At 68.9% G+C, this 26,412-nt stretch carries 24 protein-coding genes and 1 tRNA gene; 11 read left to right on the top strand and 14 right to left on the bottom strand.

Features of this window, described 5'->3' with window-relative positions; genetic code table 11:
- Positions 1 to 20: 20 nt before the first annotated feature.
- Both nusA and rimP read right to left on the bottom strand, forming a co-directional pair.
- A complete protein-coding gene (nusA, locus tag Q0480_RS07850; RefSeq protein ID WP_299131864.1) occupies positions 21 to 1,628 on the bottom strand; it encodes a transcription termination factor NusA in 1,608 nt (535 codons plus the stop codon).
- The gene (gene rimP / locus Q0480_RS07845; protein ID WP_299131878.1) at positions 1,625 to 2,296 is read right to left on the bottom strand and encodes a ribosome maturation factor RimP; all 672 of its coding nucleotides are present in this window, start codon (positions 2,294 to 2,296) and stop codon (positions 1,625 to 1,627) included. Before rimP ends, nusA begins: the two co-directional genes overlap by 4 nt.
- 265 nt (positions 2,297 to 2,561) lie before the next feature.
- Between rimP and Q0480_RS07840 the strand changes: the two genes are divergently transcribed.
- From Q0480_RS07840 to Q0480_RS07795, 10 genes are all read left to right on the top strand, one after another.
- Entirely contained in the window at positions 2,562 to 3,656 is a 1,095-nt protein-coding gene (locus Q0480_RS07840) for an endonuclease/exonuclease/phosphatase family protein (protein WP_299131862.1), read from the top strand.
- Between the two features lie 88 nt (positions 3,657 to 3,744).
- A complete protein-coding gene (leuB, locus tag Q0480_RS07835; protein WP_299131861.1) occupies positions 3,745 to 4,851 on the top strand; it encodes a 3-isopropylmalate dehydrogenase in 1,107 nt (368 codons plus the stop codon).
- An 8-nt stretch (positions 4,852 to 4,859) separates the two neighbouring features.
- Positions 4,860 to 5,816, top strand: coding sequence for a DMT family transporter (locus Q0480_RS07830; protein ID WP_299131860.1), 957 nt, complete (start codon positions 4,860 to 4,862; stop codon positions 5,814 to 5,816).
- Positions 5,813 to 6,466, top strand: a complete 654-nt coding sequence (ung, locus tag Q0480_RS07825; RefSeq protein WP_299131859.1) for a uracil-DNA glycosylase — start codon at positions 5,813 to 5,815, stop codon at positions 6,464 to 6,466. The genes Q0480_RS07830 and ung overlap by 4 nt, the downstream gene beginning before the upstream one ends.
- Before the next feature lie 65 nt (positions 6,467 to 6,531).
- Positions 6,532 to 6,608 (top strand) — tRNA-Pro (locus Q0480_RS07820).
- A gap of 67 nt (positions 6,609 to 6,675) precedes the next feature.
- Entirely contained in the window at positions 6,676 to 7,533 is an 858-nt protein-coding gene (locus Q0480_RS07815) for a glycosyltransferase family 2 protein (protein WP_299131858.1), read from the top strand.
- On the top strand, positions 7,530 to 7,832 hold the full coding sequence (locus Q0480_RS07810; protein ID WP_299131857.1) for a lipid-A-disaccharide synthase N-terminal domain-containing protein: 303 nt from the start codon (positions 7,530 to 7,532) through the stop codon (positions 7,830 to 7,832). The genes Q0480_RS07815 and Q0480_RS07810 overlap by 4 nt, the downstream gene beginning before the upstream one ends.
- Complete coding sequence (locus tag Q0480_RS07805) at positions 7,810 to 9,258, top strand: glycosyltransferase family 39 protein (RefSeq protein WP_299131856.1); 1,449 nt, start codon at positions 7,810 to 7,812, stop codon at positions 9,256 to 9,258. The genes Q0480_RS07810 and Q0480_RS07805 overlap by 23 nt, the downstream gene beginning before the upstream one ends.
- Before the next feature lie 47 nt (positions 9,259 to 9,305).
- The gene (locus tag Q0480_RS07800; protein WP_299131855.1) at positions 9,306 to 10,508 is read left to right on the top strand and encodes an MFS transporter; all 1,203 of its coding nucleotides are present in this window, start codon (positions 9,306 to 9,308) and stop codon (positions 10,506 to 10,508) included.
- Between the two features lie 57 nt (positions 10,509 to 10,565).
- Complete coding sequence (locus Q0480_RS07795; RefSeq protein ID WP_299131854.1) at positions 10,566 to 11,588, top strand: aspartate-semialdehyde dehydrogenase; 1,023 nt, start codon at positions 10,566 to 10,568, stop codon at positions 11,586 to 11,588.
- A 200-nt stretch (positions 11,589 to 11,788) separates the two neighbouring features.
- On the opposite strand, the gene Q0480_RS07790 is transcribed toward Q0480_RS07795, so the two are convergent.
- From Q0480_RS07790 to Q0480_RS07775, 4 genes are read right to left on the bottom strand one after another with little or no spacing between them, the layout of a single operon-like run.
- Positions 11,789 to 12,427, bottom strand: a complete 639-nt coding sequence (locus tag Q0480_RS07790) for a flavin reductase family protein (protein WP_299131853.1) — start codon at positions 12,425 to 12,427, stop codon at positions 11,789 to 11,791.
- Positions 12,428 to 12,431: 4 nt separating this feature from the next.
- On the bottom strand, positions 12,432 to 13,592 hold the full coding sequence (locus tag Q0480_RS07785; RefSeq protein WP_299131852.1) for an iron-containing alcohol dehydrogenase: 1,161 nt from the start codon (positions 13,590 to 13,592) through the stop codon (positions 12,432 to 12,434).
- A gap of 4 nt (positions 13,593 to 13,596) precedes the next feature.
- Complete coding sequence (locus tag Q0480_RS07780) at positions 13,597 to 14,973, bottom strand: aldehyde dehydrogenase family protein (RefSeq protein ID WP_299131851.1); 1,377 nt, start codon at positions 14,971 to 14,973, stop codon at positions 13,597 to 13,599.
- A 10-nt stretch (positions 14,974 to 14,983) separates the two neighbouring features.
- Positions 14,984 to 16,345 (bottom strand): glutamine synthetase family protein, encoded by a 1,362-nt coding sequence (locus tag Q0480_RS07775; RefSeq protein ID WP_299131850.1) that lies wholly within the window; start codon positions 16,343 to 16,345, stop codon positions 14,984 to 14,986.
- Positions 16,346 to 16,540: 195 nt separating this feature from the next.
- Here Q0480_RS07775 and Q0480_RS07770 point away from each other — a divergent pair, with 195 nt between their 5' ends.
- A complete protein-coding gene (locus Q0480_RS07770; RefSeq protein ID WP_299131849.1) occupies positions 16,541 to 17,023 on the top strand; it encodes a hypothetical protein in 483 nt (160 codons plus the stop codon).
- 12 nt (positions 17,024 to 17,035) lie between these two features.
- On the opposite strand, the gene Q0480_RS07765 is transcribed toward Q0480_RS07770, so the two are convergent.
- The 8 genes from Q0480_RS07765 to leuD form a co-directional block, all read right to left on the bottom strand.
- Entirely contained in the window at positions 17,036 to 17,446 is a 411-nt protein-coding gene (locus tag Q0480_RS07765; protein WP_299131848.1) for a hypothetical protein, read from the bottom strand.
- Entirely contained in the window at positions 17,443 to 18,531 is a 1,089-nt protein-coding gene (locus Q0480_RS07760; RefSeq protein ID WP_299131847.1) for a flagellar biosynthesis protein FlhB, read from the bottom strand. The genes Q0480_RS07765 and Q0480_RS07760 overlap by 4 nt, the downstream gene beginning before the upstream one ends.
- Entirely contained in the window at positions 18,528 to 19,307 is a 780-nt protein-coding gene (locus Q0480_RS07755) for a flagellar biosynthetic protein FliR (RefSeq protein WP_299131845.1), read from the bottom strand. The genes Q0480_RS07760 and Q0480_RS07755 overlap by 4 nt, the downstream gene beginning before the upstream one ends.
- Entirely contained in the window at positions 19,304 to 21,364 is a 2,061-nt protein-coding gene (gene flhA, locus Q0480_RS07750; protein ID WP_299131877.1) for a flagellar biosynthesis protein FlhA, read from the bottom strand. Before flhA ends, Q0480_RS07755 begins: the two co-directional genes overlap by 4 nt.
- 41 nt (positions 21,365 to 21,405) lie before the next feature.
- Entirely contained in the window at positions 21,406 to 22,257 is an 852-nt protein-coding gene (locus Q0480_RS07745) for a lytic transglycosylase domain-containing protein (RefSeq protein WP_299131843.1), read from the bottom strand.
- A 215-nt stretch (positions 22,258 to 22,472) separates the two neighbouring features.
- Positions 22,473 to 25,328 (bottom strand): DNA polymerase I, encoded by a 2,856-nt coding sequence (gene polA / locus Q0480_RS07740; RefSeq protein WP_299131841.1) that lies wholly within the window; start codon positions 25,326 to 25,328, stop codon positions 22,473 to 22,475.
- A 1-nt stretch (position 25,329) separates the two neighbouring features.
- A complete protein-coding gene (locus Q0480_RS07735) occupies positions 25,330 to 25,512 on the bottom strand; it encodes a zinc-finger domain-containing protein (protein ID WP_299131839.1) in 183 nt (60 codons plus the stop codon).
- 124 nt (positions 25,513 to 25,636) lie between these two features.
- Positions 25,637 to 26,251 (bottom strand): 3-isopropylmalate dehydratase small subunit, encoded by a 615-nt coding sequence (leuD, locus tag Q0480_RS07730; protein WP_299131838.1) that lies wholly within the window; start codon positions 26,249 to 26,251, stop codon positions 25,637 to 25,639.
- Between the last annotated feature and the right edge of the window lie 161 nt (positions 26,252 to 26,412).

Here is a 26,412-nt window from a genome sequence, read left to right as displayed (position 1 = left end):
CCCGCGCGCCACTCCCGGACTCAGGCCTCCTCGCCCGCGCCTTCTTCCTCGCCGGCCGCCTCGGTCACCAGATCGGCGGGATTGACCCAGCCGAGCTGGACCCGCGCATTCATGACCAGCGTCTGCGCCTCCTCGAGGCTCATGTCGAACTTCTCAAGCAGACCGGTATCCTTCACCCGCTTGCCTTCGGCGTTGGTGGTGTAGCCGCCGGCCAGCTCCCAGTCGGCGCAGGTGGCGAAGTCCTCCAGCGTCTTTACGCCGTCCTCGGCCAGCGCCTCGATCATCTGCGGCGACAGCCCCTCGAAGTCGAACAGGCTCTGCTCGACGCCGAGCTCCTTGGCATGCTCGATCGCCTTGGCATTGATCTCGTCGAGGCTCTCGCGAGCGCGGGCCTGCAGTTCCTCGGCCGTGCCTTCGTCGAAACCGTCGATGCTGACCAGCTCGTCGAGATCGACATAGGCGATCTCCTCAAGCGACGCGAAGCCCTCGGAAACCAGGAGCTGCGCGACCATCTCGTCCACGTTCATCGTATCCATGAAGAGCTGGGTGCGCTCGGCGAATTCCGCCTGACGACGCTCGCTCTCCTGCGCCTCGGTAAGGATGTCGATGTCAAATCCGGTAAGCTGGCTCGCCAGCCGCACGTTCTGGCCGCGGCGGCCGATCGCGAGGCTGAGCTGCTCGTCCGGCACCACGACCTCGATCCGCTCGCTGTCCTCGTCGAACACCACCTTGGAGACCTCGGCCGGCTGCAGCGCGTTGACAAGGAAGGTCGCCGGATCCTGGTTCCAGGGAATGATGTCGATCTTCTCGCCCTGCAGCTCGGTCACCACCGCCTGCACGCGGCTGCCGCGCATGCCGACGCAGGCGCCGACCGGATCGATCGAGCTGTCGTAGGAGATGACGCCCATCTTCGCGCGCGAGCCCGGATCGCGGGCGACGGCCTTGATCTCGATGATGCCGTCGTAGATCTCCGGCACTTCCATCTTGAAGAGCTCGGCCAGGAACTCCGGCGCGGTGCGGCTGAGGAAAATCTGCGGCCCGCGGGTTTCGAGCCGCACGTCGCGGATCAGCGCGCGCACCCGGTCGCCGTTGCGGAAGGCCTCGCGCTGGATCAGCTGGTCGCGGCGCAGGATCGCCTCGCCCCGGCCGACGTCGACGATGACATTGCCGTATTCGGTGCGCTTCACCACGCCGTTGATGATCTCGCCGACCCGGTCCTTGAACTCCGCGTACTGCCGCTCGCGCTCGGCCTCGCGCACCTTCTGCATGATGACCTGCTTCGCCGACTGCGCGGCGATGCGGCCGAAATCCATCGGCGGCAGCGAATCGGTCAGATAGTCGTCGAGTTCGGCGTCCGGCTTGATTCCGCGGGCATCCTTCAGCGTCAGCTCCGTGAAATGGTTCTCGACCTCCTCGACCACGTGCCGGTAGCGCGTCATGAAGAGTTCGCCCGACTTGCGGTCGATCCGCGCGCGGATGTCGTATTCGGCGCCGTAGCGCGAGCGCGCGGCCTTGCCGAGACTGTCCTCCATGGCCTCGATGACCAGAGCGGGGTCGATCATCTTCTCGCGCGCGACCGCGTCGGCGATCTGCAGCAGTTCGAGCCGATTGGCGGAGGTGACACTCATCGTTTGTCCTCGATCTCGTCCGAAGTTACGGTTTGCTGGCGTCCGGTTGCATCCTCGCCGGTCGTTTCCTCGGCCTCGGACTCCGGCTTGTCGGTTTCTGTCTCGTCGGCCTCGATCTCGTCGAAGGCGGTCTCGTCGAACGCCTCGTCGAAGCCCTGCGCCTTGCGCGCGGCCAGGCTCTCGGCGATCAGCTCGTCGGTCAGCACCAGCTTCGCGTCCGTCAGCCAGTCGAAATCGAGGCCGATCGTGCCTTCCGGAATCTCGATCAGCACCTCGCGCCCCTCGACGCCGCGCAGCGCACCCTTGAAGCGGCGGCGGCCGTCGATCAGCTCGGAGGTCTCCAGCTTGACCTCGTAGCCGTCGTAGCGCTCGAAATCCTTCAGCCGGGTGAGCGGCCGATCGATGCCGGGGCTCGAGACCTCGAGCACATATTCGCCGCTGATCGGATCCTCGACATCGAGCACCGCCGAGACCGAGCGGCTGATCCGCGCGCAATCATCGACCTCGATGCCGCCCTCGGGCCGCTCGGCCATGATCTGCAGCGTCGCGCGTTTGCCGCTCATCAGGCGGATGCGTACCAGCTCGAACCCCAGTCCCTCGATGGACGGGGTGATGATGGCCGCGAGGCGGCGATCGATGGCGGCTTTGGCGACAAGGTCGACCAAGATCAGGCTCCGTTGGGTCGGCGTTCAGGCGGGTTCGGTATTCGGCGGACAGTTCGGTCCGCGATAGACATCGGGCACAAAAAAACGGGCGCGCGGCCCGTTGAAACACCCGGTGGAGGATCGACCCGAGGACCAATCCGCCGCTGATGGGAGCGATATAGGCGCGGCATCCGCGGGATGCAAGGGCTTTCGAGCCCGCCGGCGAAACCTCGGGGGCGGTCGAGGGTTAACCGGGGATTAACGCCAGGCTGCGACGGTCGCGGGCGCAATGCTGGCTCGGCTTCTTCTTCTCCTCGCGGGCGCGCTGATCGCGCCCTTGTCCGCGACGGCGGCCGAACGTCTTCGGATCGCGACCTACGACGTCGATCTCAGCCGGGACGGGCCGGGGCTGCTGCTCCACGAGTTGCGGCGCGCGCCGGAGCCGAAGGTGGCGGCGGTGATCGCCGTGATCCAGGCGGCGCGGCCGGACGTGCTGCTCCTCAACCAGTTCGACCACGACCTGCGCGGCGAGGCGCTGGCGGCGTTCCGCGCCCTGCTCCGCGCCGGGCCGGAGGGGATCGACTATCCCTACTGGTTCGACGCGCCGGTCAACGCCGGTGTCCAGACCGGGCTCGATCTCGACGGCGATGGCCAGACCATGGGCTGGGACGACGCGCTCGGTTGGGGCAAGTTTCCCGGCGATGGCGGCATGGCGATCCTGTCGCGCCATCCGATCGACGCGGCCGCGGCCCGTACCTTTCGCACCCTGACCTGGGCCGGGCGGGCGGGCGGGTCGCCGCCGCGCGAGGCCTTGGCATCGACGCCGCTCTCCTCGCGGTCGCATTGGGAGGTGCCGGTGATCCTGCCCGGCGGGGCGCGGTTGCGCCTCCTCGCCGCCAATCCGACGCCGCCGCTCTATGGGACCCACGGGCTGAACGCGCGGCGCAACGACGCGGAGATCGGACTCTGGGCGGACTATCTCGATGGCGGGACGCTGCGCGACGATCAGGGCCGCGCGGCACCCGCCGGCCCGGGGCCGCTGGTCCTGCTCGGCAATCTCAACGCCGATCCGGTCGATGGCGCCGGCCTTGGCGATGGGCTCCGGCGCCTGCTGGCCCATCCCCGGCTGCGCGATCCGCTTCCGGAAAGCGCGGGTGGAGAGATGGCGGCGACCGCGAGCCACCGCGGCGCGCCCGAACTGGATACCGCGTCCTGGGCCGGGCCGGGAAATCTGCGCGTCGATTACGTCCTCCCGTCGCGCGATCTCGAACCGCTGGGCTCCGGCGTCTTCTGGCCGGCGCCGGGCGCGCCACTGGCGGACATCGTCGCCGCCGGCCCGGCCCACCGGCTGGTCTGGATCGACATCACTCCGCCAGGACCCTGACCACCGGAGCCCGGCGGTCCCGACCTTGACCCCGTAGGCTCACGGCGGTAGCGGAAAGCCAAAGACGACATCGGGGACTCTTCGCATCATGGCCAATCCGACGCTGCTCATCCTGCCCGGCGACGGGATCGGTCCCGAGGTTATGGCCGAGGTGCGCAAGGTGGTCGACTGGTACGGCCGCCACGGCCTGCCATTCGACGTCGAGGAGGAACTGGTCGGTGGCTGCGCCTATGACGCGCATGGCGCGGCGATCAGCGACGCGGCGATGGAGAAGGCGCAAGCGGCGGACGCGGTGCTGCTGGCGGCCGTCGGCGGGCCGAAATGGGACAAGGTGCCCTACGACGTCCGGCCCGAGGCCGGCCTCCTGCGACTGCGCAAGGATCTCGAGCTTTTCGCCAACCTGCGCCCGGCCAAATGCTTCGACGCGCTGGCCGATTTCTCCTCGCTGAAGCGTGAACTGGTCGAGGGCCTCGACATCCTGATCGTCCGTGAACTGACCGGCGGCGTCTATTTCGGCGAGCCGAAGACGATCACCGACCTCGGCAACGGCCAGAAACGCGCGATCGATACCCAGGTCTATGACACGTTCGAGATCGAGCGCATCTCGGCCGTCGCCTTCGAAATGGCGCGGGTGCGCGACCGTCGCGTCTGCTCGATGGAAAAGCGCAACGTGATGAAATCCGGCGTTCTCTGGAACGAGGTGGTGACCGCGACCCACGCCCGCTTCCCCGACGTCGAGCTCAGCCACATGCTCGCCGACGCTGGCGGCATGCAGCTCGTCCGCGCCCCGAAGCAGTTCGACGTGATCGTGACCGACAATCTCTTCGGCGACATGCTGTCGGACGTGGCCGCGATGCTGACCGGTTCGCTCGGCATGCTGCCCTCCGCCTCGCTCGGCGCGCCGGATCCGAAGACCGGGCGCCGCAAGGCACTCTACGAGCCCGTCCACGGCTCCGCGCCCGACATCGCGGGACAGGGCAAGGCCAACCCGATCGCCTGCGTCCTCTCCTTCGCCATGGCGCTGCGCTATTCCTTCGACGCGGGCGCCGAGGCGGATCGGCTGGAGGCGGCGGTGGAAAGCGTGCTGGCCGACGGCCTGCGCACCGCCGATCTGGTCGGACCGGAGGACAAGGCGGTGAGCACGACGGAGATGGGCGACGCGATCGTCACGGCGCTGGAGCGAAGCGCCGCCTGAGGTCCGCCGTGGCACGGGGGACCAGTCCGGCGAATGCGCGGGGCGCGCTGCTCGCCCTGACCGCCTTTGCCATCTATTCGACCCACGACGTCGTGGTGAAATTCCTCGGCGCCGACTACTCGCCATTCCAGCTCGTCTTCTTCAGCACGCTGTTCGGATTTCCGGTGGTGACGGTGATGCTGATGACCGACCGGATCGACGGCAACCTGCGTCCGCGGCATCCCTGGTGGGTGCTGCTGCGGACGGCGGCGAGCGTCGTTACCACGGCGGCGGCGTTCTATGCCTTCTCGGTGCTGCCACTGGCGCAGACCTATGCGATCATTTTCGCATCACCACTGCTGATCACGCTGCTCGCGATCCCGATGCTGGGCGAGACCGTTGGCTGGCGGCGGTCGGTCGCGGTCGCGATCGGGCTGGTCGGGGTGCTGGTCGTGCTGCGGCCGGGCGCGACGGATCTCGGGGCCGGGCATCTCGCGGCGCTGGCGGCGGCGATCTGCTCGGCCTTCGCGGCGGTGATCATCCGCAAGGTCGGCGCCGAGGAGCGGAGCGCGGTGCTGCTGCTCTATCCGATGATGGCGAATTTCCTGATCATGGCCTGTGCCATGCCCTTCGTCTATCGACCGATGCCGGCGCTGCATCTCGGCGGCTTCGGGCTGATCGCGGTCTTCGCCTTCGTCGCGGCGCTGTTCCATATCGCGGCCTACCGGAACGCCAGCGCGATCGTGGTGGCGCCGATGCAATATTCCCAGATGCTCTGGGCGGTGATCTATGGCGTGATCTTCTTCGACGAGACGCCGGACTGGAGCACCGCGATCGGCTCGGTGATCATCATCGCGAGCGGCATCTATGTCGTGCTGCGCGAGGAAACGGTGTCGAAGAACCGCCCGGTGCTGCGCACCCAGACGCGCTATCTCATGGGCACCATCCCGCGGATCGGCGCGCTGCTGCGTTTTCGGCGGCGGTGAGCGCGCCGCCGGAGAGATGGCGCGCGGCGCTGGACGGGGCGGAGCTCGGGCCCGCGCTGGCATTTCAGGCCGGGGAGCGGGCACGGGGGCGACTGGTCCATCCCGAGGAGGCGGCGCTGTTCCGGGCGCTGGAACTGACGCCACCCGAGGCGGTCAAGGTGGTGATCCTGGGGCAGGATCCGTACCACGGGCCGGGTCAGGCGCACGGCCTCAGCTTCAGCGTCCGCGAGGGCGTTCCGCCGCCGCCGTCGCTGCGCAATATCTACAAGGAACTGGAGGCGGATCTCGGAATATCGCCGCCCCCGCATGGCTGCCTCGAGGCCTGGGCGCGGCGCGGCGCGCTGCTGCTCAACACTGTGTTGAGCGTCGAGGACGGCAAGGCCGGCTCGCATCGCGGCCAAGGCTGGGAAAGCGTCACCGACGCGGTGATCCGCGCGGTGAACGACGGGCCGCCGGCGGTGTTCCTGCTCTGGGGCGCGCCGGCGGCGGCGAAGGCCCGACTTGTAGACCGGGACCGGCATCTGGTGCTGACCGCGCCGCATCCCTCGCCGCTCTCGGCCTATCGCGGCTTTCTCGGCTGCCGGCATTTCTCGCAGGCGAACACCTGGCTGGAGGCGCGCGGGCGCGGCGCGGTGGACTGGCGGCTGTGAGCCGGGAATGCCGACCACGGGGTCTTGCGGGGGGGCGCGGAGTCGCGTAACTGTCCGCCCCGTGTCGGAGTGTAGCGCAGCCTGGTAGCGCACCTGCTTCGGGAGCAGGGGGTCGGAGGTTCGAATCCTCTCACTCCGACCAAGTATCGGAGTCCGACCCGGCGCGGTCCGAAAGGCGGCGGATCGGCCGCGGGGAAAGGGCAAGCGCTATGTCGCCGCGGCCGGAAAGTTCCACGACGGGCGAGAGCCCGACTCCCGAACAATCGAAACCCCAAAGCATCCCGCCCGAAAATCCGGAGGCCGGGCAAGTCGCCGCGCCTTGGCTCTCCATCGTCGTGCCGATGAAGAACGAGGCCGAGAACGTCGCCTTCGTCACCGAGGCGATCGCGGTGGCCTGCGCCGGGGTCGGGCCGTTCGAGGCGATCTATGTCGATGATGCCTCGACCGACGCGACGGCGGCGGCGATCCTCGCCCTGCGCGCGCGTTTTCCATTTCTGCGGCTGGTGCGCCACCCGCTGAGCGCGGGGCAATCGGCGGCGATCCACAGCGGCGTGCTCGTGGCGCGGGGGGACGTGATCTGCACGCTCGACGGCGACGGGCAGAACCCGCCCTCCGAAATCCCGAAGCTGCTCGGCAAGCTCGAGGCCAACAGCTTTGGCGGCCGCGCGTTTCCCGAAGGCGTCGCCCTGGTGGCGGGCCAGCGCGTCGGGCGTCGCGACACGCTTTCCAAGCGCTGGGCGTCGCGGGCCGCGAATGCGATCCGCCAGAGCCTGCTGCGCGACGGGACGCGGGACACCGGCTGCGGGCTGAAGCTGTTCCGGCGCGACGCCTTCCTCGCCCTGCCCTATTTCGACCATATGCACCGCTACCTGCCAGCGCTCTTCGCCCGCGACGGATGGCAGGTGACCCATGTCGACGTGGCGCATGCGGAGCGGCACGCCGGCCGGTCGAACTATGCCAATCTCGGCCGGGCGCTGGTCGGGATCTATGACCTGATCGGCGTCGCCTGGCTGATCAGGCGTCGCAAGAAGGCGCGTGGCACCGAGGTCCTGGAGGAGGTGTCTTGACCCCGCTGTTCGAATTCTTCCACGTCAATCACTGGGGCGAATTCTGGTGGGTGGTCGTCGGTCTGCTCGGCCAGTTGTCGTTCTCGATGCGCTTCATCATCCAGTGGATCAAGTCCGAGAAGGCCCGCAAGTCGATCATCCCGGTCGCCTTCTGGTATTTCTCGATCGGCGGTGGCGTGATCCTGCTCGCCTATGCGATCCATCGTCGTGACCCGGTGTTCATCCTCGGACAGGCGTCCGGGCTTTTCATCTATGCCCGCAACCTCTGGCTGATACGTGCGGCCAAGCCCCGGGCCTGAGGCACAGGCCCGCGTCTTTCGCCTCGGGCTCGCCGGTATCGCGCTCGTCACCCTGTGGCGCGTGGCGCTGCTGCCGTTCGACCGCGCCGATCTCTATGTGGACGAGGCGCAATACTGGTTCTGGGGCCAGGAACTCGCCTGGGGCTATTATTCCAAGCCGCCGCTGATCGGCTGGATCCTGCGGCTGAGCACCGCGATCGGCGGCGACGGGCTGTTCTGGATCCGCCTGCCGCTGCCGCTGATCCATGCCGGGACCGCCGTCCTCGTCGCGCTGATCGGCCGCCGGCTCGCCGACGCGCGGACAGGCGCGCTCGCCGGCGTCGGCTTCGCCACGGTGCCGGGGGTGGCACTCGGCAGCCTTCTGGTCTCGACCGACACGCCGATGCTGTTCTGTTTCGCCCTCGCCATGCTCGCGCAGATCCAACTCGCCGCGCGGCGCTCGCCCGGCTGGGCGCTGACGCTCGGCGCGGCGGTGGGCACGGGCATGCTGGCGAAATATGCGATGATCTATTTCCCACTCGCCGCCATCCTCGCCGCGCTGCTCATGCCGCGGGCGCGCATATCCTGGCGGGACGCGGGTGTCGCGGCGCTGGTCGCACTGGCGGTGCTGGCGCCAAACCTCTGGTGGAACCTCGACAATGGTTTCACCACCCTGCGCCACACGGCGGAGAACGCGAGCCTCGGCGCGGAAGCGCGCCTCAGCCTCGGCGGGATGCCGGAATTCTGGGGCGGACAGTTCGCGGTCTCCGGGCCAATCCTGTTCGCGGCCTATCTCGCGGGGCTGCCGCGCGCGCGGGGCGGCGGCGTCGCCGGCTATCTCGCGCTGATGTCCGCGCCGATCTTTCTCGCGCTGTCGGCCCAGGCGCTGCGGGCGGAGGTGAACGCGAACTGGGCGGCGACCGCGCACGTGGCGGCGGTGGTGCTCGGCATCCTCGTGCTGCGCGACCGGCGCGGCTGGCTGATCGCGAGCTTCGCGGTCAATCTCGCGGTGACCATCGCGCTGCCGCTGACCACGCTCTTCGCCGACAGCCTGCGGTTCGGCTCGGGCGACCTGCTGCTCGCGCGCTATGTCGGACGGGCGGACGTGAGCCGGCGGGCCGCCGAGATCGCGCGGCGGGAGGGGCTCGATACGCTGGTCTCGGGCGACCGCGCGATCCTCGCGGACTTCTTCTATACCTTGCGCGACTCTGGCCTCGTGCTCCGGGCCGAGCCGACCAAGGGCTTTCCGCCGCATCACTATGCGCAGAAGCATCCCCTGACGCCGGGTGGGGGCGACGTGCTGCTGGTGACGCGGAGCCTCGATGGGCCGGCCTGCGCGCCGGGCATCACGCCGCGCGAGGTCGCGCGCTGGACGCCGACGGACGGCTATTCCAAGCGCGAGATCCGGGCGCTCCGGGTGCCCCGGGCCTGCTGGTTCGGATCGTGACGCGGCCCCCTTCGGCACGCGGCATGGCGCGGCGCGGCCGCTAGCCCATGGCGACGCATGTCCGGCACCCGATCCTGATCTCGGTCTCCCAGCCGGGGGCTTGGTCCTTCGGCCTGCTGTTCTTCTTCGAATCGATCGCGCGCGCCACGCTGGTCACCGTGCTGCCCCTGACCGCCTTCGCGCTTCTCGGCGACAAGGGGACGGTCAGCCTCGCCTTCACGGCGGTGGCGCTCGCCGCGCTCGGCCTCAGCTTCGCGATTCCGGTCGCCGTGCGGCTGCTCGGCCGGCGCTGGACCTATACGCTCGGCTGCGCCCTGCTCGCGGCCTTCGCCGCGCTGCTCGCCATGGACGCGGCGCCGGCGCTCCTCGTCGGCATGATCGCGCGGACGGTGGGGGCGGCCATGCTGAACATCACCCTCGCGCTCTATATCATGGACAATATCGGCAAGCGTGACCTTACCCGGTCCGAGCCCTTGCGGCTCGCCATGGCGACGCTCGCCTGGGGCGTCGCGCCATTCCTCGGCGTCTGGCTGATGAGCGTCGTTGGACTCTGGGCGCCGTGTCTGCTCAGCGCTCTGGCGGCCGCGGCGCTCTGCGCGATCTTCTGGGCGCTGCGGCTGGCGGAGGGCGGGCCGATCCGCGCCGGCGGGGCGGCGCCGGGGCCGGCCCACCCGGTGGCCGCGATCCGGCGCTTCACGGCGCAACCGCGGCTCCGCCTCGCCTGGGGCATCGCCTTCGCACGTTCGGCCTTCTGGTCGACCTTCTTCATCTATATCCCGATCCTGATGGTCGAGGGCAGGCTCGGACCGGAGGCCGGCGGCCTCGCCGTCGCGGCGGGGAACCTGATGCTCCTCAACAATCTCTTCAGCCGGCGGCTGGCCGAGCGCTTCTCGCTCCGCTTCGTGCTCGGCACCGCCTTCCTCGCGGCGGCGGCGCTGGTCGCGGCGGTGGCGGGCCTCAGCCCGTCCCTTCCGGCGCTGGCCGGGGCGACCATGGTGGCCGCGGCCTTCTTCGTCGCGCTGATCGACGGCCTCGGGCCGGTGCCGTTCCTGCGCGCGGCGCGGGCACACGAGCGGGCGGAAATGACGACGGTCTATCGCACCTATATCGACCTCGCCGAGCTCCTGCCGCAAATCGCCTATTTCTTCCTGTTCATGGCCTTCGGCTATCCGGGCGCGTTTCTCGCACTCGCCGCGCTTATGGCCCTGGTCGGCTGGCTGACCCTGCGCCACCTGCCGCGCGGCATGTGATTTACTTCTCGGGGCAAAAGCGGCAGAAGCGCGCTCGGACGATCCTTGGAGAATGAGATGGGCTACCGCATCGCCGTCGTTGGCGCCACGGGCAACGTGGGCCGCGAAATGCTGAACATCCTCGCCGAGCGGGAATTTCCCGTCGACGAAATCGTGGCGCTCGCCTCGCGCAGGAGCCTCGGTACCACCTGTTCCTTCGGCGACAAGACCCTGAAGACCGAGGATCTCGACACGTTCGACTTCGCTGGCTGGGACATCGCGCTCTTCGCCATCGGCTCGGAGGCGACGAAGAAATACGCCCCGGTCGCGGCGAAGTCCGGTTGCGTGGTGATCGACAATTCCTCGCTCTACCGCTACGACCCCGACGTGCCGCTGATCGTGCCCGAGGTGAATCCGGATGCGATCATGGGGTATGCGAAGAAGAACATCATCGCCAATCCGAACTGCTCGACCGCGCAGATGGTGGTGGCGCTGAAGCCGCTGCACGACCGGGCGACGATCCGCCGGGTGGTGGTCTCCACCTATCAGTCGGTCTCGGGCGCCGGCAAGGAAGCGATGGACGAGCTCTGGAACCAGACCAAGGGCCTCTATGTCCCGGGGCAGGAGGTGGCACCGAGCGTCTTCCCCAAGCAGATCGCCTTCAACGTGATCCCGCATATCGACGTCTTCCTCGACGACGGCTCGACCAAGGAAGAATGGAAGATGGCCGCGGAGACGAAGAAGATCGTCGATCCCGCGATCAAGGTGACGGCGACCTGCGTACGCGTGCCGGTCTTCGTCGGGCATTCCGAGGCGGTCAATGTCGAGTTCGAGCAGGATCTGGACGAGGCCGAGGCGCGCGAGATCCTGCGCGAGGCGCCGGGCGTGCTGGTGATCGACAAGCGCGAGCCCGGCGGCTACGTGACGCCGATCGAATCCGTTGGCGAATATGCGACCTATGTCAGCCGGATCCGTCAGGACCCGACCATCGACAACGGCCTCAATCTCTGGGTGGTGAGCGACAACCTTCGCAAGGGCGCGGCGCTGAACGCGGTGCAGATCGCCGAGCTCCTCGGCCGACGGGTGCTGAAGAAGGGGTAGCTTGCGCCAGAGTCCCGGCCTCCCGGCCGGGACCGGAGGCTCCCGCGGGCTTCACGCTGTTGGTCGCGAACCCTTGTTCTCCCCGGCCGTTGGCGGCTCCGCGCGTCCTGTCCGACAGGAATCTGCCAGTGTGAAAACCCGGGAGATGATCCCGCGCGGACATGGCCTCGCAGGGCTTCCGGCGCACTGGGCGGAACCCGTCAGGCTTTGGATTTGGACGGGCGCTCCTCGTAGGGGAGGAGATGGGCGGGCTTCGACAGGGTGAACTGGCGGTCGCTGGTCAGATAGTTGTCGGCATGGAGGCGGGCGATCGGCTGGTAGGCCTCGGGGCGGACATAGCGGCCGGCGGCGTCGAGGCAGTCGTCGCGCACATGCATCTCCACCACCTCGCCGAGCACGAGTCCCCGGTTCGGCCAGTCGAGGATGCGCTCGACCCGGCATTCCATCGAGCAGGGCGATTCGGCGATCCGGGGTGCCGGAACCTTGACGCCCGGCACCGCCGTGAGGCCGGCGAAGGCGATCTCGTCGATCCCGGCTTCGAAATTCACCCCGCAGACGATCATCGCCTCGGCGAGGCTCATGTCGACCATATTGACGACGAAGGCGCCCTCGCGCCGGATATTGGCCAGCGTGTCCTTTTCCTCGCCGCCCCGGCCCTGGATGCCGAGAATGAGCAGCGGCGGCTCCTGCGAGAAGACATTGAAGAAGCTCATCGGCGCCGCGTTGTTCGCGCCACCCGGCGAGCGGGTCGAGACGAGGGCGATCGGGCGCGGGACGACGAAATTGGTGAGGAGCCGATAGCGGTCGGGCGCCGGCAAGGTGGTGAAATCGAACTCCATCCGCTCAGCCGACCCGACCGTCGAGCGCGCGCTGGTAGAGATCCATCGCATCGCCCGCCGTCAGCGTCCGGGGATTGCCGCCGGCGGTCGGATCGACCACCGCCATCTCCGCCATCTCGGCGAAGCGGGCGCCGTCGAGCCCGATCCGGTCGAGGGTATGCGGGATGCCGAGGTCGCGCCGCAGCCGCAGCAGGAAGTCGAGGAAGCCCGAGAAGCCATCCGCGATGCCGAGCCAGGCGGCCAGCCGCTCGATCTTGTCATAGATCGCTTCGCGATTGAAATCGAGCACATAGGGCATGAAGACCGCGTTGGTCAGCCCGTGGTGCGTATTGTAGATCGCCCCGACCGGGTGCGACAGAGCATGGATCGCCCCGAGGCCCTTCTGGAAGGCGGTGGCGCCCATCGCCGCCGCGCTGAGCATTTGCGCCCGCGCCTCGAGGTCGGCGCCGTCGCGGTAGGCGCGGGGCAGGTACTCCTTGACGAGGCGGATGCCCTCGACGGCGATGCCCTCGGCCATCGGGTGATAGGCCGGCGCGCAATAGGCTTCGAGGCAGTGGGCGAGCGCGTCCATGCCGGTGCCGGCGGTGAGATGCGGCGGCAGGTCGATGGTGAGCTCGGGATCGCAGATGACCTCCGTCGGCATCATCCGCGGGTGGAAGATCACCTTCTTGGTGTGGCTCGCGACATTGGTGATCACCCCGGCGCGGCCGACCTCGGAACCGGTGCCGGCGGTGGTCGGTACCGCGACGATCGGCGCGATGCCGGCCGGGTCGGCGCGGGTCCACCAGTCGCCGACATCCTCGAAATCCCACATCGGCCGGGCCTGGCCGCGCATGAAGGCCACCACCTTGCCGCAATCGAGCGCCGAGCCGCCGCCGAAGGCGACGACGCCGTCATGGCCGCCGGCCCGCAGCGCGGCGAGGCCGGCCGCGACATTGTCCTCGGTCGGGTTCGTCTTCACCTCCGAGAAGACCGCCACCTCCAGCCCCTCGCCCCGGATCGCCGCGAGCGCGCGCGCGGTGATCGGCAACGACACGATGCCGGGGTCGGTGACCAGCAGCGGGCGGCTGATGCCGGCGGTGACGCAGGCCCGGCCGAGTTCGGCGATCCGTCCCGCGCCGAAGCGGATGGCGGTCGGATAGTTCCAGTTGGCGGTCGCGGCCATGATGTCAGAGCTTCCTGAGATGATAGGATTTCGGCCGGGTCAGGCTGAGATAGCCGAGATAGGACATGCTCGCACCGCGACCCGTGTCCTTCACCCCGGTCCAGCAGAGCGCCGGGTCGAGATAGTCGCAGCGGTTCATGAAGACAGTCCCGGTCTCGATCCGCGCGCCGATCTCGGCCGCCTTGTCGAAATCCTCGGTCCAGACGCTCGCGGTCAGCCCGTAGTGGCAGTCGTTCATCAGGGCGATCGCCTCGGCATCGTCGCGGACCTTCATCACGCCGACCACCGGGCCGAAGCTCTCCTCCATCATCACCCGCATCGAATGATCGACATCGACCAGCAGCTGCGGCGCGAGATAGGCGTCGGCGCCGGTATCGGCGGGAAAGAGGCCGGGGTCGATCAGCGGTTTCGCCCCCGCCGCGACCGCTTCGGCCACCTGGCCCCGCACGGTGTCGGCGAAGCGCTTCGAGGCCATCGGCCCCAGCGTGGTCTCGGCTTCGAGCGGATTGCCGAGGCGGTATTGCGAGACGGCGGCGACCGCCTGCTCGACGAAGCGGTCGTAAAGGCTCTCGTGGACATAGATCCGCTCGATGCCGCAGCAGCACTGGCCGGAATTGTAGAAGGCGCCGTCGACCAGCGTTTCGACCGCCACGCCGAGATCGGCGTCGGCCCGGACATAGGCCGGATCCTTGCCGCCGAGCTCGAGCCCGACGCCGGTAAAGGTGCCGGCCGCCGCGCGCTCGATCTCCTGCCCGCCGCGTACCGAGCCGGTGAAATTCACGAAATCGAACGCCCGCTCGGCGATCAGCGCCGCGGTCGTGGCATGGTCGAGCACGAGGTTGGAAAACACGCCCTCGGGCAGATGCGCGAAGGCCTGAGCCAGACGCTCACCGACGAGAAGCGTCTGACTGGCGTGTTTCAGCACCACGGCGTTGCCGGCGATCAGACCGGGGACGATGGTATTGATCGCGGTGAGATAGGGATAGTTCCACGGCGCGATCACGAAGACAAGGCCCAGCGGCTCCCGCGCGAGGTACCGGCGGAAGGCGCCATCGTCCTCGACCACCACCGGCGCGAGGGTTCTGGCCGCGATCTCCTCCATATAGGCGGCGCGGTCGCGCAGGGGCTTCAGCTCGCCGCCGAACCGGACCGGGCGGCCCATCTGCCAGGCAAGTTCGGTCACCACGTCGACATTGACGCGGGCGAGCCGCTCGATGCCCTCACGCACCAGCGCGACGCGCTCGTCCAGCGGCCGCGCGGCCCAGAGCTTCTGGGCCGCGCGCGCCGCCTTGAGCTTGTCGCGCACGGCGGCGATCGGCTCGGCCGGACGGCTGGCCCAGACGCTGCCGTCGATCGGCGTGACGCAGGTGATCTCGCTCATTCTTCGCTCCTCACGCCCGCTCGAAGCCGCGGGCGATTTCCCAGTCGGTGACGCGCCGGTCGTATTCCGCCTGCTCCCAGCGGCCGGCGTGCAAATAGTGCTCGACGACCGCGTCGCCGAAGGCGCCGCGCAGCATCGCGCCACCGTCGAGCGCCTCCAGCGCGGCGCGCAGGGTCTTCGGGATCTCGCGAGCATCGGCCACGTAGGCGTCGCCGCGGAACTCGGGCTCCAGCTCCAGCCCGCGCTCGATGCCGTCGATCCCGGCGGCGAGCAACGCGGCGTAGGTGAGATGGGGATTGAGGTCCGAGCCGCCGACCCGGCACTCGACCCGGATCGCCTTCGACCCCTCGCCAACCACGCGCCAGCCGGCCGTGCGATTGTCGTCCGACCAGACCGCCTTGGTCGGCGCGAAGGTGCCGGCGGCGAAGCGCTTGTAGCTGTTGATGTTCGGCGCGAGGAAATAGGTGATCGCCTCGGCATGGGCGAGCTGCCCGGCGAGGAAGCCGCGCATCAGGGGCGACATGCCGCCGCTGTCCGCGTCGAGGAAGGCGGGCTCGCCGGCGAGGGTCCAGAGCGACTGGTGGACATGGGCCGAGGATCCGGCCGCGCGGTCGTTCCACTTGGCGAGGAAGGTCAGCGCCCGACCCTTGGCGAAGGCGATCTCCTTGCAGCCGTTCTTGACGATGACATGGCCGTCCGCCGCCTCCAGCGCCGCGGCGTAGCGGACGTTGATCTCCTCCTGGCCCGCGCTCGCCTCGCCCTTGGAATTCTCGACCGGAATGCCCGCGGCGTTGAGGCCGGTGCGGATCGCCCGCATCACATCCTCCTCCTTCGAGGTCTGGAAGATGTGATAATCCTCGTTGTAGGCCCCGAGCGTTGTCAGGCCGCGATAGCCGGCCGCCTGCAGCTCGGCGTAGCTCTGTTCGAACAGGAAGAATTCGAGCTCCGAGGCCATCATGGCCCGCAGGCCCATCGCCTCCAGCCGTGCGATCTGGCCCTTGAGCAGCGTGCGCGGCGAATGCGGCACCTCGGCGTGCGTGCGATGGTCCTCGACGTCGCAGAGGACCAGAGCGGTGCCGGGCAGCCACGGCACGACGCGCAGCGTCGAGAGGTCGGGGCGCATGGTATAGTCGCCGTAGCCGGCCTGCCAGCTCGTGGCGGCGTAGCCCGGCACCGTCTCCATTTCGAAGTCGGTGGCGAGGAGATAGTTGCAGCCGTGAGTCTCGCGCCAGCCGCTTTCGAGGAAGAACTCGGCCTGGAAGCGCTTGCCCATCAGCCGGCCCTGCATGTCGATCAGCGCGACCAGCACGGTGTCGATCGTTCCCGCCGCCACCGCCTCGGCCAGTTCCTCGAGCGTCAGTTTGCCCCGCATCTCAGACCCCGCATTGCCTCGAACCACGCTTTCACCCACCCTCCGACCCCGAGAGCGACCACGAACGGCTGAGCGAAGATGCGCGCCAAAGCTATCCCGGCGCCAAAACCGCTTGCAAGGCGAATTCCTCGGCACTTGCAACGGACGGCCTTCAGGGCAATTCTCGCCGCTCGGATAAAAACGGGAGGACTGGGGATGAGCCTGAAGGAAGCTTTCACGCCGGAGGAATGGGCGCGGGTGGTCGGCGCACCGATGCTCGCCAGCATCGCGGTGACGGCGGCCGATCCCGGCGGCCTGTGGGGCGCGGTCAAGGAGAGCGTCGCGGTCGCCGGTGCCATCGGCAAGGCCGCGGGTGGCAATGCGCTGGTGGACGAGATCGTCGCCGCCTACCAGACCAGCGAGGGTCGCGACCTCGCACGGAGCGCGCTGAAGGCCGAGGCCCGGGGCAAGGCGCCGGCGGCGATCGTCGATTCCGCGGTGACCGAGCTCGGCGCGGTCTCGGCTCTCGTCGCGGCCAAGGCGCCCGAGGCGGCGTCGGGGTTCAAGGCCTGGCTGAACGAGATCGCGGCCAAGGTGGCCGAGGCGGGAAGCGAGGGCGGCTTTCTCGGCTTCGGCGGCGAGAAGGTCAGCGCGGCCGAGAAGGCGACGCTGGAGCGGATCGCGACGACGCTGGCCTGAGGCGTCCGGCGTCTATCCGGTGCGGCGCGCGGTTGGCGGCGGCGGCGGCGCGTCGCGCTCGGCCCGCGCCGCGCGGACTTGGGCGGCGTCCCGATCCGCGTGGTCGATGAGCTTTTCCAGCGCGGCGTGCTTGCCAAGGCTCTGAAGCGCCGTCGCCCGCGCCTCGGCGACCCGAGGCTCAAGCGCCGCCATCCGCCGCCGAGCCTGAGCCACGCGCTGGTCGGCCCAGATCTGGCGGAGCGCGAGCTGGGCCATCGGCATCTCGGCCGCCGCCGCCAGATCCTGAACCACCGTCCGCGCCGCGTCCTCGATCTCGGCCTCGCAAGCGCGGACCTCGGCCAGCAGCGCGTCGAGCCGGGCGAGGTTCCCCGACTTCCGTGCCTCGGCGAGGCGCAGGAGCTCGCGGAGCCGGGCCGGCGTCACGAGATTCCCCGCGCCCTCGCGGATGCGCGCATCCGATCGGCGAAGCGGACGGCGGCGGCCACCGCGCGATAGTGCTCGGGCCGGATCTCGCGCCCGATCTCCACCGCCGCGTGGAGCGCGCGCGCGGTCGGCGGGTCGCTGTGGATCGGAATCTTCGCAGTCTCGGCGATCTCGCGGATCCGGAGCGCCACATCGTCCTCGCCCTTGGCGACGCAGACCGGCGCCGAACCCTTGGCCCGGCTCCATTTCAGCGCCACGGCGAAGTGCGTCGGGTTCACGATCACCACGTCCGCCTTCGGCACGTCGAGCAGCATGCGGTTCATCGCGATCTCCTGACCGCGCTGCCGCCGCTGCGCCTTGACATGCGGGTCGCCCTCGGACTGCTTGTGCTCCTCGCGCATGTCCTGGAACGACATGCGCAATTTGCGGGCGTGGTCGAAGCGCTGCCAGACGAGATCGACGCCGCCGATCAGCACCGCGATCCCGGCGGTGATGGCAAGCAGCGTGACGAGCGTCTCCATCATCAGCGCCGGCACCGCCCCGGCCTCCGCCGTCGCGGCGCCGATCATGCCATCGACCCCGCGCACCAGATAGAAGAACAGCGCCGTGGCGATCGCGGTCAGCTTGATCGTCGCCTTGGCGAACTCGACGAGACCGGTCGGCCCGAACTTGTTCTTGAAGTTCGACAGGATCGAAATGCGCGACATCTTCGGCTCGATCTTGTCACCGGCGAAGACCACCGCCTGCTGGGCGAAAAGGCTGACCAGCGCCCCCACCATGGGCAGGAGGAACAACGGCGCCAGCGGCGTCAGCACGTCGGCCATCAGAGCGGCGGAGAGGCCGGGGCCACCGGGACCGAGCATCCGGCCGGCGAGCCGGTCGGGCTGCGCGAGCAGGGTCATCAGCGCCGAGGCCGAGCGCTGGACGGCGACCGCGCCCACCGTCGCAATGACGGCGAGCAGCGCGAGATAGGTCGCCGCCGCCGTCACATCGGCGGATCGCGGGATGTCGCCCTTCTTCCGCGCCTCGGCCAGCCGATGCGGGGTTGGGTCGAGGACCTTTTCGCCGCCGCCCTCCTCGCTCATCGAGGCACCCCGAGCGGGTTGGCCAGCGTCGCGTCGAGCTCGGCGTTCCAGAAGCGCAGGATCACCGGCGCGGCCAGCATCAGGAGCAGGAGGCCGCCGGCCGTGATCGCCGGCGCGCCGATGAAGGCGACCATCAGCTGCGGCATTGCCCGGTTGATGGCGCCGAGTGCGAGGTTGTAGGCGAAGGCCGCGATCACGAAGGGCGCGGCGAGACTGAAGCCGAGCGCGAAGGCCCGCGCCACCCGCGCGGTGCCCCAGGCCGCCACGTCGGCGCCGGCGAGGCCGAGGCCCATCGGCAGCAATTCGTACGAGCGCGCCATCAGCAGCGCGGCCTTGACATGCAGGCCCGTGACCACGGCGAGCGTGATCCCGGCCAGCATCAGGATATTGCCGATCGCGGGCATCGGATCCGGGGCGACGCCGGCGCCGAGGATCTGCGCCAGCGCGGTCGACTGGGCGATGACCGTCCCGGTGAACTGCAGCGCCCAGACCATCATCCGGACCCCGATGCCGAGCATCAGGCCGATCCCCGTCTCGATCACCAGCGTCAGCATGAAGGGCCGGCCCGGATCGAGCGGCGGCAGCGTGCCGGCCAGCATCGGCCAGACCACCATGGCGAAGGCGAAGGTGAGTGCCAGCCGCACCCGCGCGGGGATCAGTTGTTCGCCGAAAGCGGGCAGCAGCGTCATGACCGCGCCGACCCGGACGAAGACGAGGATGAAGCCGGCGAGCCCCGCCTCGGTCAGGTCGAGCAGGGCCGCCAGCCCCTCGATCATGCCAGCCCCAGCACCGCCGGCCGCGCCGTGGCGCCGATCTCCTCGAAGCTCAGCACCGGGTTGCGGATACCCTTGGCGGCGAGCACGGTATGCAGGAACCGCCGTCGCTTGGTCGAGGTGACGACGGCGGGATAGCGGCCCTGCGCCCCGGCGGCGGCGATCTTGTCGGCGATGGAATTGGCCAGCCGGTTGAACTCCGCCGGCGGCAGGGCGACATCGACGATCCCCGAGCCCTCGGGCAACTGGTATTTCTGGAACAGCTCCTCCCAGGCGGGGGTGAGCTGGATCAGCGGCAGGGCGCCATCCGCCTCCCGTATCTCGGCGACGAGTTGGAATCCGAGCCGGTGACGGACATGCTCGCTGATCACCGCCGCCCCGGCCTGGGGGCTGTAGACCTCGGCGATCCCCTCGAAGATCAGGGGCAGGTTGCGCACGGAAACCCGCTCCTCGAGCAGCAGCCGCAGCACGGCCTGCAGCGTGTCGATCGGGAATTTGTCCGGCACGAACTCGTCGATCATCCGCCGGTTGGCTTCCGCGCGTTTGGTGTCGCTGAGCGTGGTGAATTCGTCGAGCAGCTTGCGCAGGCTGCGCCGGGTGAAGAGCCGTCCGAAATTCTGCTTCACGATCTCCAGGAGATGCGTCGCCACCACCTCGGTCGGGGTGACGACCGAGAGACCCATCAGCGCCGCCTCCTCCTGAAGGCTCGCCGCGATCCAGCGGGCGGGGGCGCCATAGACCGGCTCGGCCACCGTCCGGCCCTCGGGCGCGTCGGCGCTCTCGTCGGGCAGCAGCACCAGCACCTGGTCGGTCTCGATCCGGCTGCGCGCCGCCTCGATCCCCTGGATGCGGATCGCATAGGTGCCGGGCGGCAGGCCCGGATTGTCGGTCAGCCGGATCTCCGGCATGATGAGACCGAAGGCCTGGGCGATATGGTTGCGCATGTTGAGGATGCGCGCATCGAGGCCGGTCGCCGCGTCCATCACCACCGGAACGAGGTTCGGCGCGAATTCCATGTGGATCTCGTCGACGTCGAGCAGATCGCCGAGCGACTTCTTCGGCGGCGCCTCCGCTTCCGGCTTGGGCGCGGCCTTGGCCTCGGCCTCCTTGCGCAACGTGCCCTGCGCCACCCAGGCCGCCGTGGCGAGACAGCCGGCGCCGATCATGAACGGAATGAAGGGCAGGCCCGGCACGAAGGCGAACAGCGCCATCAGCACCGCGACGGTGGCGAGCGCCACCGGATAGCCGCCGAGCTGCGACATCAGCGCCCGGTCGGTCGAACCGACCAGCCCGCCCTTCGACAACAGCATGGCGGAGGCGATCGAGATGATGACCGCCGGGATCTGGGTGACGAGCCCGTCGCCGACGGTCAGGATCGAATAGGTCTCGAACGCGTCGTAGACCGGCATCCCGTGCACCAGAACGCCCATCGCGAGGCCGACGACGAGATTGAGCAGCGTGATCAGCAGGCCCGCGACCGCGTCGCCCTTGACGAATTTCGACGCGCCGTCGAGCGAGCCGAAGAAGGTCGTCTCCTCCTGCTCGATCCGCCGCCGCTCGCGCGCCTGCTCATGAGTGATCGCGCCGGCCGCCATGTCACTGTCGATGGCGAGTTGCTTGCCGGGCATCGCATCGAGGGCGAAGCGGGCCGAAACCTCGGCCATGCGGCCCGCGCCCTTGGTGATGACAATGAAATTCACGATGAGCAACACCGCGAAGATCACCAGCCCGAGGAACACCGACCCGCCCATGATGAAGTTGGCGAAGCCCTCGATCACATGCCCCGCCGCCCCCGGCCCGGTATGCCCCTGGCCGATGATGAGCTTGGTCGAGGAAACGTTGAGCGACAGGCGCAGCATCAGCGAGGCGAGCAGGATCGTCGGGAAGGACGAGAAGTCGAGCGGCCGCTGGATGAAGAGCGTGATGGTGAAGATGAGGATGGCAATCCCGAAGGACGCGGCCAGCCCCATGTCGACGATCCAGGTCGGCATCGGCAGGATCATCATGGCAATGACCGCCATCAACGCCATGGCGAGCAGCACGGTCGGCTGGTAGAGCATCCGCGCCGAGAACCGCGGCGACGAGGAACTTGCGAGCGCGTTCAAAACAGCCCTCCGCCGGGCGCGGTCAGCAGCGGGCGCCCTTCGATCAGCAACGGCGAGCCCTGGGTGAGCAGGGCTTTGCCTTGCGTCAGCATCGCGCCATCGAGCGGCTGGGCCGGCATCGGCGCGATCGAGCCGGCGAGCGGCGCCAGCGGTGGCCCGGCGCGCGCGATCCGTTCGGCCATCGCCTTGCGTTGCGCCTCGCGCCGCTCCTGCCGCGTGCTGTGACGCTGGCCCGGTCCGGCGCGCGCGACGAGCATGCCGGCGTCGGGCAGGGCGTCCGGATCAAGCCCGGCGAGGATCCGGTCGAAGCGCTGGCGATAGATGCCGGCCTTGTCGGGGGTCAGCGAGTGATAGGCCCCCGCCGCCTCGGACCAGCTGCCGCGCTCCTCGTAGAGGTTGCGCAGGAACTGCGCCGCGTAGGTGGCGGTATATTCCGGATCGAACATCTGCTCGATCGACGGGAAGGCGTGGCCGTGCCAGCGGTAGTTGATCTGCACGCAACCGACGTCGAAGGACGGCCGTCCCTCGGCCAGGCTCTGCTTGCCGAAAGCCAGCGCCTCCTCCTGGTTCCTGAACCAGTAGCCCTTGCCCTCGCGGTTGATCGCCCAGGGCCAGGGCCGCATCTTGCCACCCGTGTTGCGCCCGGTCTCGGTCAGGGCGACGGCGTGCAGCACTTCGGGCGGCACCCCGCCCCGGCGGGCGCCGTTTGCGATCGCCTGCTCGCAGAGCGCGGCCGAATAGTCCTCGGGATCGGTGTCGGCGCCGTCGATCGCCCAGACCGGCGCGGCGGCGAGCAGATGGCCGAGCGCGAGCGCGAGCCACAGCCAGGGGCCGATCCGGGGCATCATCGCGCGGGTTTCTCCTCGAACGCCAACCGTTTCCGGTCTAGGCAGCCAAGGTTACCAGTTGGTTAGCGAGCCCGCCCGGGACGACCCGTCCGAGCTTTCAAACGAACTCCCGGAGCGGAAGCCGATCCGGCAGAACCGGCTCGGCGTCCACTCCAGAGTCTTGATTTGACACAATATCTTGAACACCAGACGATTCCGTCTGGTTGGATACTGCTCTAATGCGCGGCCGCCCAGTTGGCGCCATGGCCCGCCTCGACCACCAGCGGCACGTCGAGCGCGACGGCCGGCAGCGCCGCGCCCTCCATCGCCGCCTTGACCGCCGCCGCCGTCTCTTCGACCGCGCCGGCCTCGACTTCGAACAGAAGCTCGTCATGCACGGTCAGCAGAAGCCTGGCCGGCAGGCCCTCGATGGCCGCCGGCACCCGGATCATCGCGCGGCGCAGAATATCCGCCGCCGAGCCCTGGATCGGCGCGTTGATCGCCGCGCGCTGGGCGAAACCCGCGTGCGGCCCGCGGGCGTTGATCTCCGGCGTATGCACCCGACGCCCGAACAGGGTCTCGACATGGCCGTTCGCCTTGGCGAAGGCGATGGTCTCATCCATGTATTCGCGGATCCCCGGAAAACGCTCGAAATAGGTGTCGATGAACTTCTTCGCCACCTCGCGCGGGATGCGCAGGTTGTTGGCGAGGCCGAAGGCCGAGATGCCGTAGATGACGCCGAAATTGATCGCCTTCGCCTGGCGCCGGACGCTCGGGTCCATGCCCTCGATCGGCACGCCGAACATCTCGGAGGCGGTCATCGCATGGATGTCGTGCCCGTCGAGGAACGCCTGCTTCAGGGCGCCGATATCGGCCATGTGCGCGAGGATGCGGAGCTCGATCTGGCTGTAGTCGAGACTGAGCAGCGCATTGCCCGGGCCGGCGACGAAGGCCTCGCGAATGCGGCGGCCTTCCTCGCTGCGGATCGGGATGTTCTGCAGATTGGGCTCGGTCGAGGCGAGCCGCCCGGTCGCCGCGCCGGAGATGACATAGGAGGTATGCACCCGGCCGCTATTGGGATTGATGTAGTCCTGCAGGCTGTCGGTATAGGTCGATTTCAGCTTGGAGAGCTGGCGCCAGTCGAGCACGCGCGCCGGCAGGTCCTGCCCCTGCGCCGCCAGCTCCTCCAGCACGTCGGCGCCGGTGCCATAGGCGCCGGTCTTGCCCTTCTTGCCGCCCTGCAAGCCCATCTGGTCGAACAGGACCTCGCCGAGCTGCTTTGGCGAGCCGATGTTGAACCGCCCTCCGGCGAGCGAATGGATCTCGTCTTCCAGCTGCGCCATGCGCTGGCCGAAGACGCCCGAGAGGCGCGACAGATGCTGGCGATCGACCAGTACCCCGTGCATCTCCATCTCGGCCAGCACCGGCACCAGCGGCCGCTCCAGCCTCTCGTAGACCCGCGCCACCCGGCCGAACGGCAGCCGGGGCTTCAGCGCGGTCCAGAGCCGCCAGATGATCTCGGCCTCCTCGGCGGCGTGGCCGGCCGCGTCCTCGATCCCGATCTGGGCGAAGCTCCGGGCGCTCTTGCCGCCGCCGGTCAGTGTCTTCAGCGCCGCCGGCACGTGACCGAGATAGGTCTCCGACAGATAGTCGAGCCCGTGGCCGTGGGTGCCCGCGTGCAAGGCGTAGGAGATCAGCATCACATCGTCGATCGGCGCCAGCGCGACGTCGTGGCGCCGGAGCAGCTTCGCGTCGAACTTGATGTTGTGTCCGATCTTCAGGATCGCCGGATCCTCCAGCACCGGGCGCAGAAGGTCCAGCGCGTCGTCCAGCGCAATCTGCCCCTCGGCGCGCTGGCCAGCGTCGAAGAGATCGCCGGCGCCGCTGAGATGGCCAAGCGGCAGATAGGCCGCTCGCCCCGGGCCGAGCGACAGGGCGATGCCGACGAGGTCGGCCACCATCTCGTCGACGCCGCTCGCCCGCGTGTCGATCGCCACCGCGCCCCGCGCCTTGATCCGGTCGATCCAGCCGCCGAGCGCACCTGCGTCGCGCAGGATCTCGTAGGGCGCGCGGTCGATCGGCGCCGCGGCCGGCCCGACCACCGGACCCTCGCGATGCGCCACCCCGCGCTCGGCCGCCTCGGCCTTGCCCAGGCCGGCGGGCGCCGCCTCCGCCATCACCGGCGGCGCCATGCCGAGCTTGCCCGCGATCCGCGCGGCCAGCGTGCGAAACTCCATCTCGCCGAGAAACGCGAGCAGCATGCCCGGATCGGGGTCGCGCACCTCCAGCGCCTCCAGCGGCTCCTCGACCGGCGTGTCGCGCTTCAGCGTCACCAGTTCGCGCGAGATCCGGATCTGGTCGGCGAACTCGATCAGCGTCGCCCGGCGCTTGGCCTGCGGCACCTCCCCGGCGCGGGCGAGCAGCGTGTCGAGATCGCCGAAGGTCTCGAGCAGTTGCGCCGCCGTCTTGATGCCGATCCCCGGCGCTCCCGGCACGTTGTCGACCGAATCCCCGGCCAGCGCCTGCGCGTCGATCACCAGCTCCGGCCCGACGCCGAATTTCTCGCGCACCTCGTCGGGGCCGATGCGGCGGTTCTTCATCACGTCCAGCATCTCGACGCCGCCGCCGACCAGCTGCATCAGGTCCTTGTCCGATGAGATGATGGTGACCCGCCCGCCGCGCGCCGCCGCCTGCGTCGCATAGGTGGCGATGATGTCGTCGGCCTCGAAGCCCTCCATCTCCAGGCAGGGCAGGTTGAAGGCGCGCGTCGCCTGCCGGATCAGCCCGAACTGCGGCACCAGATCCTCGGGCGCCGGCGGTCGCTGGGCCTTGTAGGCGGGATAGAGCGTGTTGCGGAACGTTCGCTCGGACTTGTCGAAGACCACGGCGACATGGGTCGGCGCGTCGGGGCCTTTCGACTCCTCGACCATCTTGTAGACCATGTTGCAGAAGCCGGCGACCGCGCCCACCGGCAGGCCGTCCGACTTGCGCGTCAGCGGCGGCAGCGCGTGGTACGCGCGGAAGATGAAGCCCGATCCGTCGATCAGATGCAGATGATGACCCGCGCCGAAGCCCGACACTTCGGCGCTCACGTCAATGGTCCGGCGTGGCGCCGGGCTTCAGCACGAACTTGCGGTCGCAATAGCCGCATTCGACATATCCCTTCGCGGGGTCGATCTCGACCCAGACCCGCGGATGCCCGGCCGCTCCACCGCCGCCGTCGCAGGCGATCTTGCTCTTGGTGACTTCGATGACTTCCGGCGGCGGAATCGGCATGTGGCTAGCTCCGTTCGGGCGCTCGTCGCGGCGCACCGACCTGCTTATCCCGGCCGACCGCCACCCGGCAAGAGCATGCGCCGCCGTCTGCCCGGTTTCAGATCACCAACCTCGGGCGCGGGGCTCAGCCGGCGCGCAGCCAGGGCGCGCGGTTGGCGTAGTCCGCCTCGAACGTGTCGATATCGGCGACCTTTTCCATGGTCAGACCGATATCGTCGAGACCGTTCAGCAGGCAATGCCGCCGGAACGGGTCGAGATCGAAGGGAATCTGGCCGCCATCCGGCCCGGAGATGGTCAGGGTCTCGAGATCGACGGTGACGACGGCGTTCGCGCCGCGCTCCGCGTCGTCCATCAGCAGATCGACCTGTTCCTGGGGCAGCACGATCGGCAGGATGCCGTTCTTGAAGCAGTTATTGTAGAAGATGTCGGCGAAGCTCGGCGCGATCACGCAGCGGATACCGAAATCGAGCAGCGCCCAGGGCGCATGTTCGCGGCTGGAGCCACAGCCGAAATTCTCGCCCGTGACCAGGATCTGGGCCTGCCGATACGCCGGCTTGTTGAGGACGAAATCCGCGACCTCGTTGCCCTCGCGGTCGTAGCGCATCTCGTCGAACAGGTTCTTGCCGAGCCCGGAACGCTGGATCGTCTTCAGGAACTGCTTCGGAATGATCATGTCGGTATCGACATTGATCATCGGCATCGGCGCCGCGACGCCGGTCAGCTTGGTGAACTTGTCCATGCCTCGCCCCTCCAATATCCGCCGCCGGTAAACCACGCCACGCGCCGACTCGCAAGGCGGGGAGCCGCGGGGTAGCGGGTCATACCAACGGCCACGCCGGCTGACTCTTTACTCAGGGGTCGGACACAAGCCCCAGCCGGGCGTTGGGCGTGACGGATGGG

Origin of the sequence: uncultured Amaricoccus sp., from assembly GCF_937891315.1 — a bacterium.
Taxonomy (GTDB): domain Bacteria; phylum Pseudomonadota; class Alphaproteobacteria; order Rhodobacterales; family Rhodobacteraceae; genus Amaricoccus.
Note: the sequence above shows the minus strand (reverse complement) of the source record. Positions and strands in the feature narration are given on the sequence as shown.

Coding starts and splice junctions, on each gene's coding strand:
- Q0480_RS07815 (WP_299131858.1), top strand. CDS start 6,676: ATGTCGCCGCGGCCGGAAAGTTCCACGACGGGCGAGAGCCCGACTCCC.
- nusA (WP_299131864.1), bottom strand. CDS start 1,628: ATGAGTGTCACCTCCGCCAATCGGCTCGAACTGCTGCAGATCGCCGAC.
- Q0480_RS07800 (WP_299131855.1), top strand. CDS start 9,306: ATGGCGACGCATGTCCGGCACCCGATCCTGATCTCGGTCTCCCAGCCG.
- leuD (WP_299131838.1), bottom strand. CDS start 26,251: ATGGACAAGTTCACCAAGCTGACCGGCGTCGCGGCGCCGATGCCGATG.
- flhA (WP_299131877.1), bottom strand. CDS start 21,364: ATGCTCTACCAGCCGACCGTGCTGCTCGCCATGGCGTTGATGGCGGTC.
- Q0480_RS07790 (WP_299131853.1), bottom strand. CDS start 12,427: ATGGAGTTCGATTTCACCACCTTGCCGGCGCCCGACCGCTATCGGCTC.
- Q0480_RS07755 (WP_299131845.1), bottom strand. CDS start 19,307: ATGATCGAGGGGCTGGCGGCCCTGCTCGACCTGACCGAGGCGGGGCTC.
- Q0480_RS07785 (WP_299131852.1), bottom strand. CDS start 13,592: ATGGCCGCGACCGCCAACTGGAACTATCCGACCGCCATCCGCTTCGGC.
- Q0480_RS07735 (WP_299131839.1), bottom strand. CDS start 25,512: ATGCCGATTCCGCCGCCGGAAGTCATCGAAGTCACCAAGAGCAAGATC.
- Q0480_RS07795 (WP_299131854.1), top strand. CDS start 10,566: ATGGGCTACCGCATCGCCGTCGTTGGCGCCACGGGCAACGTGGGCCGC.
- Q0480_RS07775 (WP_299131850.1), bottom strand. CDS start 16,345: ATGCGGGGCAAACTGACGCTCGAGGAACTGGCCGAGGCGGTGGCGGCG.
- Q0480_RS07780 (WP_299131851.1), bottom strand. CDS start 14,973: ATGAGCGAGATCACCTGCGTCACGCCGATCGACGGCAGCGTCTGGGCC.
- Q0480_RS07840 (WP_299131862.1), top strand. CDS start 2,562: ATGCTGGCTCGGCTTCTTCTTCTCCTCGCGGGCGCGCTGATCGCGCCC.
- Q0480_RS07760 (WP_299131847.1), bottom strand. CDS start 18,531: ATGAGCGAGGAGGGCGGCGGCGAAAAGGTCCTCGACCCAACCCCGCAT.
- leuB (WP_299131861.1), top strand. CDS start 3,745: ATGGCCAATCCGACGCTGCTCATCCTGCCCGGCGACGGGATCGGTCCC.
- Q0480_RS07770 (WP_299131849.1), top strand. CDS start 16,541: ATGAGCCTGAAGGAAGCTTTCACGCCGGAGGAATGGGCGCGGGTGGTC.
- Q0480_RS07745 (WP_299131843.1), bottom strand. CDS start 22,257: ATGATGCCCCGGATCGGCCCCTGGCTGTGGCTCGCGCTCGCGCTCGGC.